Origin of the sequence: Streptomyces sp. NPDC055955 (genome assembly GCF_042270245.1) — a bacterium.
Classification (GTDB): Bacteria; Actinomycetota; Actinomycetes; order Streptomycetales; family Streptomycetaceae; genus Streptomyces.
In genome coordinates this window covers 247,419-258,978 of the sequence record NZ_JBHJYS010000007.1, presented here as the reverse complement: position 1 = coordinate 258,978, position 11,560 = coordinate 247,419, and the positions used below count along the sequence as shown (strand labels likewise).

At 67.4% G+C, this 11,560-nt stretch carries 15 protein-coding genes; 9 read left to right on the top strand and 6 right to left on the bottom strand.

The genetic code is table 11. From position 1 onward, the window contains the following. Positions 1–126: 126 nt before the first annotated feature. Positions 127–438: a hypothetical protein gene (locus ACFC96_RS16970; protein ID WP_376612913.1), complete on the bottom strand. Its 312-nt coding sequence runs from the start codon at positions 436–438 to the stop codon at positions 127–129. Positions 439–769: 331 nt separating this feature from the next. Between ACFC96_RS16970 and ACFC96_RS16965 the strand changes: the two genes are divergently transcribed. After that, a complete protein-coding gene (locus ACFC96_RS16965) occupies positions 770–1,654 on the top strand; it encodes a bifunctional DNA primase/polymerase (RefSeq protein WP_376612911.1) in 885 nt (294 codons plus the stop codon). A gap of 284 nt (positions 1,655–1,938) precedes the next feature. Here ACFC96_RS16965 and ACFC96_RS16960 read toward each other — a convergent pair whose 3' ends face one another. The 5 genes from ACFC96_RS16960 to ACFC96_RS16940 form a co-directional block, all read right to left on the bottom strand. After that, positions 1,939–2,583, bottom strand: a complete 645-nt coding sequence (locus ACFC96_RS16960) for a hypothetical protein (RefSeq protein ID WP_376612909.1) — start codon at positions 2,581–2,583, stop codon at positions 1,939–1,941. Positions 2,584–2,607: 24 nt separating this feature from the next. Further along, on the bottom strand, positions 2,608–3,258 hold the full coding sequence (locus ACFC96_RS16955) for a hypothetical protein (RefSeq protein ID WP_376612908.1): 651 nt from the start codon (positions 3,256–3,258) through the stop codon (positions 2,608–2,610). 127 nt (positions 3,259–3,385) lie between these two features. Further along, positions 3,386–4,261 carry an SUMF1/EgtB/PvdO family nonheme iron enzyme gene (locus ACFC96_RS16950; RefSeq protein WP_376612906.1) on the bottom strand — a complete coding sequence of 292 codons (876 nt, stop codon included), beginning with the start codon at positions 4,259–4,261 and terminating at the stop codon, positions 3,386–3,388. A gap of 111 nt (positions 4,262–4,372) precedes the next feature. After that, positions 4,373–5,158 carry an aminotransferase class IV family protein gene (locus ACFC96_RS16945; protein WP_376612904.1) on the bottom strand — a complete coding sequence of 262 codons (786 nt, stop codon included), beginning with the start codon at positions 5,156–5,158 and terminating at the stop codon, positions 4,373–4,375. A gap of 153 nt (positions 5,159–5,311) precedes the next feature. Next, the gene (locus ACFC96_RS16940) at positions 5,312–5,695 is read right to left on the bottom strand and encodes a GntR family transcriptional regulator (RefSeq protein ID WP_376612903.1); all 384 of its coding nucleotides are present in this window, start codon (positions 5,693–5,695) and stop codon (positions 5,312–5,314) included. A 497-nt stretch (positions 5,696–6,192) separates the two neighbouring features. Between ACFC96_RS16940 and ACFC96_RS16935 the strand changes: the two genes are divergently transcribed. From ACFC96_RS16935 to ACFC96_RS16900, 8 genes are all read left to right on the top strand, one after another. Next, a complete protein-coding gene (locus ACFC96_RS16935) occupies positions 6,193–6,573 on the top strand; it encodes an ATPase (RefSeq protein WP_376612901.1) in 381 nt (126 codons plus the stop codon). A gap of 126 nt (positions 6,574–6,699) precedes the next feature. Beyond that, a complete protein-coding gene (locus ACFC96_RS16930) occupies positions 6,700–6,969 on the top strand; it encodes a DUF6284 family protein (protein WP_376612899.1) in 270 nt (89 codons plus the stop codon). Beyond that, positions 6,966–8,075 carry a conjugal transfer protein gene (locus ACFC96_RS16925; RefSeq protein WP_376612897.1) on the top strand — a complete coding sequence of 370 codons (1,110 nt, stop codon included), beginning with the start codon at positions 6,966–6,968 and terminating at the stop codon, positions 8,073–8,075. The genes ACFC96_RS16930 and ACFC96_RS16925 overlap by 4 nt, the downstream gene beginning before the upstream one ends. Then, complete coding sequence (locus ACFC96_RS16920; protein ID WP_376612896.1) at positions 8,075–8,461, top strand: RRQRL motif-containing zinc-binding protein; 387 nt, start codon at positions 8,075–8,077, stop codon at positions 8,459–8,461. The genes ACFC96_RS16925 and ACFC96_RS16920 overlap by 1 nt, the downstream gene beginning before the upstream one ends. A 75-nt stretch (positions 8,462–8,536) precedes the next feature. Further along, the gene (locus tag ACFC96_RS16915; RefSeq protein WP_376612895.1) at positions 8,537–10,723 is read left to right on the top strand and encodes a cell division protein FtsK; all 2,187 of its coding nucleotides are present in this window, start codon (positions 8,537–8,539) and stop codon (positions 10,721–10,723) included. Between the two features lie 141 nt (positions 10,724–10,864). Next, positions 10,865–11,116, top strand: a complete 252-nt coding sequence (locus tag ACFC96_RS16910) for a hypothetical protein (protein ID WP_376612893.1) — start codon at positions 10,865–10,867, stop codon at positions 11,114–11,116. Between the two features lie 52 nt (positions 11,117–11,168). After that, on the top strand, positions 11,169–11,369 hold the full coding sequence (locus ACFC96_RS16905) for a hypothetical protein (protein WP_376612891.1): 201 nt from the start codon (positions 11,169–11,171) through the stop codon (positions 11,367–11,369). Further along, on the top strand, positions 11,366–11,560 hold the full coding sequence (locus ACFC96_RS16900) for a hypothetical protein (protein WP_100594938.1): 195 nt from the start codon (positions 11,366–11,368) through the stop codon (positions 11,558–11,560). The genes ACFC96_RS16905 and ACFC96_RS16900 overlap by 4 nt, the downstream gene beginning before the upstream one ends.

Genomic DNA, 11,560 nt, shown 5'->3' with positions numbered 1-11,560 from the left:
AGGGATCAGCACGCGCGCGTGAAGGGCCGACGGATGCGCGAAAACGTCTGTGCGGCGATGCCGAAGCACCGCCGCACAGACGTCACGTACCCCTGGCAATGGCCCCCGCCGACAGGAGCCCGCGGGTCACCAGAGCTTGGTGAAGTGCACCGAGATGTTCTCGTTCGACTGGTCGATGGCCGTGAACGCGGAGCCGTTCACCTGGGCCGTGTTGTTCTGGTTCGAGGCGCCGGAGCCCACCGCCTGCTGCTGCGTGGTGGACGAGTTGCCGTGGTTGTTGCCACCGACACCACTGCCGCTCACGGTCGCCACACCCGCGTTCGATCCGTTGTCCGCGAAGGACCCGTTGTCGGCCATCGCCACCCCCGAGAAGAGGGCTGCCGCGAGGGGCAGGGCGGCAACGGCGGCAACGGCGCGGACGGTACGGATGTGTGCCATGTCAATTCCTCCAGGAACAGGTAACCACTGGTTGCTCCAAGGCAGTTGGCCGACCACCTCGGTCGTTGGTCACGACGTCGCGAGATCAGAATTGCCCACCGAATCCCCGGCGAACCAGGGCGGAAGGCCGCATTCCCTCGCAAGCGTGAGGACATGTCGATAAACCTGCTTCACAGCCTTAAAGCCCCAGCTCAGCCCGGATTGCGTCCGACCGGTGCGGGTCAGGTCAGCCACCGCAGGGGCTGAAGCGTTTCGGCACATTCTTGGTAAATGCGCTCCACCCGGGCGAGCCCCTCTTCCCTTGCTCGAACATTCGTACGAACATGGATGCATGGCCACCACCGACCGGCATGCCGTACCCCTCGCGACCCTGGCCCTCGCCCACGCACTCTCCGCCGCCGAGCGTGGACTGGCCGTGATCCCGCTCTCCCGCACGAAGCTCCCCGCCCTGCGCTCCCCGCACCGCGACGAAGCCGACCCGGCCCCGTGCCACGGCGAATGCGGCCGCCCCGGCCACGGCGTGTACGACGCCACGACCGACCCGGGCCGCATCCGTGACCTCTTCGCGGCGGCACCCCGCGCCACCGGCTACGGCATCGCGTGCGGGCTGCCCCCGCACCACCTCATCGGCGTGGACCTCGACACCAAGTCCGGCACGGACTCCTCCTCCGCACTGCGCGAACTGGCGCTGCGCCACCTCTTCACGATCCCGGACACCGTCGTCGTGGCCACCCCCAGCGGCGGCCGTCATGTATGGCTGTCCGGACCGCCGGACGTCGTGGTCCCCAACTCGGCGGGACGCCTCGCGCCGGGCATCGACATCCGCGGCGCGGGCGGCTACCTCGTGGGTCCCGGATCGCGCACGGCCCAGGGCGTCTACAGCGCGGTCCCCGGCACCGCCCACCTGCCCGTCGCGCCCTGCCCGCCGGCACTCCTGCGCCTGCTCACGCCGCCGCCACGCGTGCACCACCCGTCACCGGCACATGCGGGCCGACACGGCCAGGGCCTGGTCCAGTTCGTGCTCGCGGCACATGAGGGACAGCGCAACACCCGTCTGTTCTGGGCCGCTTGCCGCGCCTACGAGAGCGACCTCGGCGACAGCCTCACGAACGCCCTCGTGGAAGCCGCAACCCGCGCGGGCCTGACAGAACGCGAGGCTCGTTCCACGATCGCCTCAGCGGCCCGCCTGACCCGGCACGACGGCCCGGAGGCGTAGGACGCGGCGTCCCGGAGGACAAGCCCTCCCCGCATCCGGACGCGCACTCGCCTCGCCCAGGGCACGCGTAAGGGGCGCCCGCCACAGCGAACGCCCCTTACGAACACCTGCCTACCGGCGGTGGGTGTGGGATTTGAACCCACGGTGACTCGCGCCACGACGGTTTTCAAGACCGCCAAGCCTGCTGCGCTAAAGCACAGGCCAGAGCCCGTTTCGGCTACTGCGAGAGCGCACGTGGCCCACACATGGCCCATGGACCCGGCCACGAGGCCTACGAAGCTCACCTACGCCGGGAACTTCCTCATGAAGGCTTCGACGCCGTCAAGGAAGCGCCGCACCTGGGCGTGGTCGTAGTCGTCATAGTTCCCGTGCGCTGCACTGTTCCGGAGCGCCATCCAGGTGGTGACCTCTTTCTGCTGCAACCCGTCGTAGACGCCGGCCTTCTTGAGGTCGGCGTTCATGGTGTCCGCCTTCTTCGGCTTGCCCGCCACCATGGTCGGCACGCTGCTCTTGACGCATAGGGCACGCACGTGGACTTCAAGCGCCGTCCCTGTAATGACGGCCGCTGCATCCTTGTAGCCCTTGGCGAGCAGACCATCCGACATCTGAAGGAAGTCGCTGTACGTGTCAGCGTGCACCAGCTCGACGACTGTCGCTGTCCAGCCTGCAACGAGGTCGTCCCTCAGAGAGAGAGCGACTTGCAGGTTATGGCTCAACCGACCGAAATTAGTGTATCCGCTTCCTCTTTTGAGCTGTTCACGGTAAACCGACCCATTTACCGACAAGCGTGCGACCGCAGCCTCTAGACGGTTGGCCAACAGGCCCGTTGCCATGTTTTCGTTCAACTCAGAGACCGTCTTGCCGGCCACAAAATGTTCGGCCTTAGTGAGAAGTTCATTGAGTTGCTTGACCATATCTTCGATCGCCACTACCGAACTCTCCCCTTCTTGAGGCTACGCCGGGTACTTCAACATGAAGTCGCGCACTCCATCGATGAACATGCGTGCCTGATACTCGTCGTAACTGGTGTAGTCACCGTGCGCCGCCTTATTGCGAAGATCCATCCATGCCGTGACCTGCTTCTTGCGCGCCTCGTTATAGACGCCAGTCTTCTTGAGGTCGGCATTCATGACGTCAGCCTTCTTTGGCGCCCCGCTGGGCAGCTCAGTGTCGACACCATGCTTGGTGCAGAGCATTCGAATGTGAACCTCAAGCGAGGTACCTGTGATGACGGCTGCAGGGTCTTTGTAGCCAGCCGCCAGTAGCGTTTCTGCCATCTGTAGGTAATCGCTATGGGTGTCGGCATGGACCAGCTCCATTACTGAGGAGGTCCAGCCAGCCTTGAGGTCGTCTCGGAGAGCGAGCGCGATGCTGTGAATTTCGCGAATCTTATATTTGACGCGCTTCTCGACTCGGTAGACGTCGAGCTGCTGTATGTAGCTGCTACCGGGCACTGCAAGCCGGTCGATGGCTGACTCAAGCCGACTCGCCAGGAGCTTGGCGCGGTCTGACGCGAACGTCGTATCGCTACGCGTAGCGATCAGTTTCTGATACTCGAAGATCAATACATCGAGTTGCTCCACCATCTTTCCGACTTCCAGCAAAGCGGACTCCCCAAATGAAGTTGATCTAGTCAGAACTGCTCAGGATACGCCCCATCCACACCAGCGGCTATCGAGTTTTGGGGATTTACCGAAGCAGCATTTCAGGTGTCCAATACCCCTACTGACGTCACTTGCGGGAGCTCATCTGCTCAGGTACCGCCACGCAGCGGAACCCAGTGTCGTCGTCGTGCATAATGTCGTTGGCGTCATTAGGGACCGCTGGCACTCCCCTGAACAAGGGGCTAGTGAAGGCACTGCCGCGGAGTTCATATCGTCCTGGCGTAGTCTGCGTTGCAAGCCACTCCCACACGTTTCCCACCATGTCGTAGACGCCATACGGCGAAACGCCGCTGTGGTAACGCGAGACCGATGTCGTTACCTCCACGCCAGTCTCCCGGACGTTGCATTTCGCGGCGGTCTTCTGGTCACCCCACGGAAAGGTACGGCCGGAAGTCCCGCGAGCTGCCTTCTCCCACTGCTCGGCTGTCGGCAGCGACTTCCCCGCCCATTTCGCGTACGCGCTCGCGTCGCGCCACGTCACATGCACAACTGGGTGGTCATACAGCTCGCGCGGACAACGACCGTTCTCCCAGTGCTCGGGCGCTGGGTGGCGAGTGGCCGCACAGAACCGCGCGTAGTCCGCGTTCGTGGTCGGGAACGTGTCGATGTGGAAATCGTCCACCCACACCGGTTCGTCGTCCTCCCCCGACAAGAAGATCCCTTCCGGGACATGCGCCATGAGCTTCCCGTCTCCGGGATGCTTCACGTACTCGCCGCTGCTCGTCTGGTCTTCGCCGGGCTCGATGACGGCCTGAGTGGGAATATCGTCCGCCGCAAGAATGCCGACGAAGCGCCCCTGCGCGTCCGGGTCGGCCTTGGCGAGCACCGTGTCCAAAGCCGCTTGGTTCACCATGCGCAAGGTCGCTTGTTCGCCGTCCCCCTCCCACCGAGAAACGATGCGGTCGGAGACCCCGAGCTTCTCGGAGAACTCCATGAGGCTCATGCGGACAGCTTCACGCAGTGCCTTAACTTCACGTCCGGTCCATTTCGTAACGAGTGGCATGGGCTACCTCTGTCGTGGGTCGCCGCCCCGGTGAGGGGCGGCAGCACGCGTCTACAGACGCTCGCCGGGGATGCCGGCGTAGGCCTCACGCAGTGCTGCGAGCACGGGGTTGTCCTGCGGGAACTGCACGTCGTCGAGCGCTCTGACGGAGCGGACGCCGATCGTCACGTTCGTAGCGAAAGCAGCGGCCATGTTCGGGATGTCGGCGAGCCGCACCGGTGCGGTGATTTGCTTTGGAGCATCGAGGCTCTGGAGTAGCAGCATCGTCGTGCCGGGGAGCACTGGGGCATCCGGCCAGACGACAGTCCCGTCCTGGGCGACGAAGCCGAGGTTCCACGTGCCGCCCTCGGAGACCCGACCGTCCGGTTCGAGGAACACGGCGTCGTCGAAACCAGCAAGTTGGGCGTCACGGCGAAGCCGGAGTTGCGGATGAAGACCGATGTGCTTCACCTCTGCGTTGTCGCGAGTGAAGGTGTAGGTCTTGGCCGTGAGGGGCGGTGGCGGCATGGCACCCGCGGGCCTCAGGTTCACCAGGATGTGGGGGTCTTTGGCGTCAGCCGGTCGCCCCATATCGAGGGCGGGATCGAAGACGGTGACGCGGAGGCCGGCGACACCAGTGACGCCGTCGGCTGCCTTACGGATGTAGTTCAGCGTCTGCTCTCGGTCCAATTCGACACCGAAGACGATGCGGCAGTCCCGCACCAAGCGGTCGAGATGGAGCGACAGACCCCGGATGGTGCCGTCTTCCATCCGCATGGACGTGAAGTGCCCGTAGTTCGTAAGGGCGAGGCCCTGGAGGTCGTCGAGGGTGACGGGGTTTCCGTTCAGTTCGGCCATGCGGCCAGTCTTTCAGCCGCTGACAGCTCGCCAACACCCCGTTAAGCAGCCAAAGTTCGGATTAGTTCGGTGCAGGGGCGGCGGGAGTACGTACTCACGGTGCGCCCATCAGGACACGCTTAAGGCATGACGACGAACGCACCGCGAGAGACGCTAGGCGCCGGGCTTCCCCTCGGTGGGGCCCACGGCCGCCTCAAGCTGCTTGATGCGCTCGACGAGGCCGGCCAGTTCGGCCGAGACGCGCGCCACTTCAACTTGGAGGTCGGTCATGCGTTGGGCCGCTTCGCGGGGCGCCTCCTCGCCAGGGGCGGTGTCGCGGACGTAGGTGCCGCTTCCCGAGACGCCTTCCACCAGTCCCTCTTCTCGGAGCTGCGCGTAGGCGTTCTGGACGGTCATCAGGGAGACGCCGAGCTTCTGGGCGTAGGCCCGGCCGCCGGGGAGCCGGTCCCCGGGACCGAACGTCCCTGCGGCGATCTCGTCTCTGATCCTGGCGGCGATTTCGCGGGCGTTGGGTTTCCTCTTCGGCTGTGAATCCACCTCGAAAGCGTACTTGACCTAGGTCGTTTGGAAGCAGATAGCGCTAGCACTTGACGACCCACAAGTGACCTAGGTAGCTTTCACATCAACGGCAAGCGACCTAGGTCGCTCACCAGGAAGCCCGCTTGACCTGCATGTCAGTGCCCGCCTGAACCGGCGGAGCCGAACGAATCGCAGTACCCGCACCAGCTGGGGGAGCGACTTCAGTCACTCCCCGACGAGCTGGGAGCGGAACCGCTTTGAGAACTGAACAGAGTGCCGACCCAGCCGCCTGAACACGGGCGGTCGATGGGTGCGGGTCACCATCCCGACTTCCCATGTCGAGCCGGGTGACCTGCCCAGTTCCGCCCTCCGGGGCGTGACTGGCATTGCGTGATCTGAATCCGCAGCACCTTCGCGAGGGCTTAGGCCCTCGCTTCTCACTGCCCCGATGGTCGCAGGCCGGGTTCGACTCCCGACCGGGGCACGCATCGTCGACTACTTCGTCTGGAGTCCGCATGAGCACCATCGAGATCGTCTCGTTCGGCTACCTGCACGACGCCCCGCCCGCCGCGCACCTGACCATCGACCTGCGCCACCACTTCCGCGACCCGCACGTCTCCCCGGAGCTCCGCTACATGACCGCGGATGACGAGCAGGTCCGTGCGGCGGTGCTTGGCACGTCCGGTGTTGCGGCGCTCGCCATCGCGACCGCCGCCGCAGTGGAGGCGTTCGCGGACGGTCCGTCCGCCGGAACCGTCACGGTGGCCGACGGGTGTGCAGGCGGTCGGCACCGCGCCCCCGTCTTCGCCCGCGCCCTCGCTGAACTCCTGCGCGACGCCGGTCACGACGTGACTGTCCAGCACCGCGACATGCGCCGCGACGTCGTCCAGCGCTGACCCGCTCCACACACCACCGCCCCGCCGCCCGCGGGGCGGCCTTTCCCCCTCAACGGCGCGCGGCCCCGGTGCTGGAACACCGGGGCCGCTTTCGAGCCGCACCACCTGCTAGGGAGAACACGACTCATGAAGAACATCGCTGCACTTCAGGCCGTCGTTACGGCCGACGGGTTCGACCGCGAGCCGACGGCCGCGGAGCTGGACGCGATCGAGACCGAGATGCCCGTCATCCTGGCCCGCGTCGAGCTGCTCGACGCGCAGATCGTCACGCTGGACCACACCGCGACCGAGCTGGACCAGCGGCGCATCCGCCGGGCCCGTCGCAAGGTTCTGGCCGCCCGGCGCGAGCTGGCGAACCAGTCCGCCACGCTCGCGCAGACGGGCGGTGCGGCATGACTGCGCAGGCTCGCAAGCCACTGACCAAGGTTCAGATCATCGTGCTGAGCGCGGCGTTCGTGCCGATGCTCGCCACCGGCGTGTTCGGTGGAATCGGCACGTACTCCAACATCAGCGGGGCATACGGCAAGGGCACGGCGCTCGGGGCCGTGTCCGCGGGTGAGGGCGCCACCGCCGTCCTCGCACTCGTCCTGCTCGGGCTGACCATGCTGGGCCAGTCCTCCCCGCGCATCATCCGACTCGGGCTGTGGGCCCTGCCGGCCGCCGCGTCCGCGATGGCCGCGATGGCCGCCGACGACCCGGGCACGACCGTCATCTACGCCATCACGCCGATGGGCATGTGCGTCTCGGCCGAGGGCATGGCGTTCCTGGCCCGCCGCATCGCGGTGCACACCGACGGCCGGGACGCGGAAGGTGAGCGTCGGGCGGTCGAGGTCGTTCAGCGGCTGGCCTATCACCGGGCCCGCGCCGCCAACCATCCCGACGAGAAGACCCGCAAGCGCTCCGATCGGGCGTCGTGGCGACTGGCCCGCAAGGTCGGATCGGGTGACGCGGAGCTGGGATCGGCGCTGCTCAATGTGCAGCGTCAGCGCGTCACGATCGGCGCGGACGCCGCCCTCGGGTCGATGTTCCGCCTCGCCCCGGACGCTCTGCCGCCCGTGGGCGCGAATGCGGAGGAATCTACCGAGACCATGAGGATTCGGTCTACGGCTGACCTGCCGGAATCGACCCCGGCGGCGATCACCGCGAACCCGATCGTTCTGCCGCCTCCGGTCGCGGTCGGCTTCCTGAAGTCGACCCTTCCGAGCAAGCCCGTTCGGGCGATCGAGTCGGCCCCGGTCCGGCCGATCGAGAAGCGCACCGTGCCCGCCGAATCGACACGGCCCCGTGGGGCCACCGGCCGCGTCCCGGACGCTGCTCGATCGCCCCGCCCCAAGCGGACCGCGGCCGAGCTGCTCGATGAGGCCCGCACGGTGACGGCCGATTGGCCAGACGCGAAGCTGACCGCTGAGGGCATCCGACTCGCGGTGCACACCTCCCCGAAGAACGCCCGGCTGCTGCGGGACACCCTGCGGGCCGAGCGCGCCGGTGAGGCTGCGGCCTGATGTCCGCGGCATTCGGCAAGTGCTACGACCCGTCCGGCGCCCGCTACGGCGTCCCTACCTATCCGTGGCGCCTTGCCCCGGAGGGTCTGGCCACGCGCCGGCAGCTCCGTGAGCAGGGGTTGCGGCCGGGTGGTCAGCCGATAGCGGCCCAGCTCATGCGCCGCTCCCGCCGCCGCAAGGCGGGCGTGAGCGTGGCGTTTCTGTACCGCCTCGACCTCGCCAAACCGGTGCGGCCGATGACCTCCCGCAAGTGGGGCGCGCTCGCCCTGGCGATGCTCGCCCGCCGTACCTGCCCCGCCTGCCGACTCGACGCCGGATACGTGATCCCGAGCTCGCTCGGCATGTGCGTGCCCTGCGCCTACCCCAACGAACAGCGCGTTGCCTGAACCTCGCACGGGGCCCGGCCGCCCACCTCCTACAGCGACGGCCGGGCCCTCATCCTCCGAGAGAAGGACACCTCAGTGAAGCACCCTGACGATGACCACGAGCTGTTCAACCGGCTCGAAGCAGAGATGGCGAGCGACATCGGCGGTGAGGTCGTCGACCTCGACAAGGCCCGCGCCGCCCGCAGTGAGTCGACCGATCCTGCGCCCGATCGTGAGTCGATCGAGTCGGCCGATCCGGACAAGATGGTGATGGTCGATCAGCCGGTTCGTGCGACCGGCCCCGGCTATCTCGGGCGGCTCATGGGCGCCCGCCGCCGCGAGGTCATCCCGATCTGGCTGCGTTCCCTCGCGGAGTTGAAGACCGCCACCGGTTGGGTGGCCAGGCACTATGCGCATGCGTCCGGGTATCACGCGCTGCGTTCCCCGGTCTACGCCGCTCGCCTCACCTTCCAGGCCCCGATCGGGGCGGCAAGGTTCGTCGGCTCGACGATGCGGTGGGTGGCCGACCGGGAGAGCGCCCCGGTCCGGCAGGCCGCCGTGCGGCGCGAGGACGCGGCCGAGTACCTGACCCTGTCGCGTCACCGCGACAGCCGTGTCCGCCTGCGCACCCTGATCACGGTGCTGACCATGTTCGTGGGTCTGGGGACGGCGCTGGCCATCTACGTCCTCGCGCCCGGATGGCTTCAGACGCTGTCGGTCAGCGCGGTCGTGATGGCGCTCGGCTTCAACGGCCGGCGCGCGGATGACCCGGTCATCCACCGTGCGGTGGAGATGCCCAAGGCGACCAAGCTGACCAGTGACATCGTGCTGAGGGCGCTCGGCTCGCTCGGGATTCCCGCCATCAATCAGGCGCAGGGCAAGGGCCGGGACGGGTTCGAGTTCACCGCCCCGATCACCCGCGACGGGCCTGGCTGGCGTGCGGAGGGCAACCTCCCCTACGGCGTCACGGTCACCGACATCATCGAGCGGCGCGAGAAGCTCGCATCCGGCCTGCGCCGCCCGCTGGGCTGCGTGTGGCCGGAGGCGGTGCCGGACGAGCACACCGGGCACCTGGTGCTGTGGGTCGGCGATCAGGACATGTCCAAGGCAAAGCAGCCCGCTTGGCCGCTGGCCAAGACGGGCATGGTCGACCTGTTCAAGCCCACTGCCTACGCCACTGACCAGCGCGGACGCTGGACCGAACTCACCCTCATGTACATCGCGGGCATCATCGGCGCCATCCCGCGCATGGGTAAGACGTTCCTGCTCCGCCTCCTGCTGCTGATCGCGGCACTTGACCCGCGGGCGGAGCTGCACACCTACGACATGAAGGGCACCGGCGACCTCGACCCGGTCGGCAACGCCGTCTCGCACCGGCACGGCGCGGGCGACGATGACGAGGTCATCACCTATGTCCTCAACGACGCCCGCGCGCTGCGCGAGGAGCTGCGCCGGCGTACCAAGGTGATCCGATCCCTGCCCCGGGACATCTGCCCGGAGTCCAAGGTGACCAGCGAACTCGCCTCCAAGCGCTCGCTCGGGCTGCACCCGATCGTCGTCGGCGTGGATGAGTGCCAGGTCCTCTTCGAGCACGACCAGCACGGCAAGGAGTTCGAAGAGATCTTCACCGACCTGGTCAAGCGCGGCCCGGCGACCGGGATCGTGGTGCTGCTGGCCACGCAGCGACCGGACGCCAAGTCGCTGCCCACCGGGATCAGCGCGAACGCCTCGCTGAGGCTGTGCCTGAAGGTCATGGGCCAGCTGGAGAACGACATGGTCCTCGGCACGTCCGCCTATAAGCGCGGGGTGCGGGCGACCATGTTCGCCTGGGCTGACAAGGGCATTCACTACCTGGTCGGCGAGGGCTCAGACGCGAGCATCGTGCGCTCCATCTACGTCGACGGCCGCGACGCCGAACGGATCGCTGCCCGCGCTCGCGCCGCCCGCGAGAAGGCAGGACTCCTGTCCGGCTACGCGCTTGGGGAAGAGCCCGAGGTGTTGGCGAGCGCGTACGACCTGCTCGCCGACATCCTCGCCGTGGTCCCCGCCAAGGAGGCCAAGGCGTGGTCCGAGACGGTCGTGGCCCGCCTCGCCGAACTGCGGCCCGAGGTCTACGACGGATGGGACCCCGAGGGACTGGCCGCGGCCCTCAAGCCGCACGGCGTCACCACCATCCAGGTGGGCCGCCGGATCGACGGCAAGGTCGTCAACCGGCGCGGCATCGACCGCTCCCACATCACCACCGCGATCGCGGAGCGTGACGGAAAGCGGGACGCGAGCTGACCATCCGGGGCCGCTAGCGATAGCGGCACACCCCGCTAACGTTAGCGGCCCCGCTAGCACCCCAAACCGCCTCTGATCAGGTCGCTAGCGGATAGCGGCCCACCTGCGGAAACCCCAGGAACCGGCCCAGGAGGCCCCTCGATGACCCTCCCCGCCCTCGCTATCGCCTGCCTACTCGCCGTCACGCTCTGTTACGGCGTGCGGTGCTGGCTCAGCCCGTTCGGCAACTGCCGCAAGTGCGACGGCATGGGCCACCACATCAAGTACGACCGCAAGAACCGGCCCAAGCGCGCCAAGGAATGCCGCCGCTGCAAGGGCTACGGCATCCGCATACGCGTCGGCCGCCACCTCTACAACCGCGCCCGCCGCACCTACCAGGCCGGCACGCGCTGACCACGTCCCGCACTGCCTCGAACGACCTCAACACGACTTCGGGAGAAGCCTGATGGCTATCAGCGATAAGGACCCCTACAACGCCCGCGAGACCGCCCGCATCATCCTGCTCGGGGTCCGCGCGGTCCGCCGCGAGGCCCGCGGCAAGTCCATCCGCGGCATCGAGAAGCAGGCCGCCCGCATCCGCGAGGAAGCGCAGGCCCGCGAGGACGCCAGGGCCGCCGCCCGCCGCAACGCGAGGGGGAAGCGGTGACCCTCACCATCCCCATCGTGTTCCTGCTCGGCCTCGCCCTCGCCGCCCTGCTGCGCTTCCGCGCGGTCGGCTGGGGCGCCGCCACCATCGCCGTCCTGTTCGGCCTCTACCTCGCCGACACCAGCGCCCGCACCACCATCAACGACCTCACCACCGCCGTCGTCAACGCCATCCCCAACGACGGAAACTGA

Coding starts and splice junctions, on each gene's coding strand:
- ACFC96_RS16970 (WP_376612913.1), bottom strand. CDS start 438: ATGGCACACATCCGTACCGTCCGCGCCGTTGCCGCCGTTGCCGCCCTG.
- ACFC96_RS16935 (WP_376612901.1), top strand. CDS start 6,193: ATGAGCACCATCGAGATCGTCTCGTTCGGCTACCTGCACGACGCCCCG.
- ACFC96_RS16905 (WP_376612891.1), top strand. CDS start 11,169: ATGGCTATCAGCGATAAGGACCCCTACAACGCCCGCGAGACCGCCCGC.
- ACFC96_RS16910 (WP_376612893.1), top strand. CDS start 10,865: ATGACCCTCCCCGCCCTCGCTATCGCCTGCCTACTCGCCGTCACGCTC.
- ACFC96_RS16950 (WP_376612906.1), bottom strand. CDS start 4,261: ATGAGCCTCATGGAGTTCTCCGAGAAGCTCGGGGTCTCCGACCGCATC.
- ACFC96_RS16920 (WP_376612896.1), top strand. CDS start 8,075: ATGTCCGCGGCATTCGGCAAGTGCTACGACCCGTCCGGCGCCCGCTAC.
- ACFC96_RS16965 (WP_376612911.1), top strand. CDS start 770: ATGGCCACCACCGACCGGCATGCCGTACCCCTCGCGACCCTGGCCCTC.
- ACFC96_RS16945 (WP_376612904.1), bottom strand. CDS start 5,158: ATGGCCGAACTGAACGGAAACCCCGTCACCCTCGACGACCTCCAGGGC.
- ACFC96_RS16930 (WP_376612899.1), top strand. CDS start 6,700: ATGAAGAACATCGCTGCACTTCAGGCCGTCGTTACGGCCGACGGGTTC.
- ACFC96_RS16925 (WP_376612897.1), top strand. CDS start 6,966: ATGACTGCGCAGGCTCGCAAGCCACTGACCAAGGTTCAGATCATCGTG.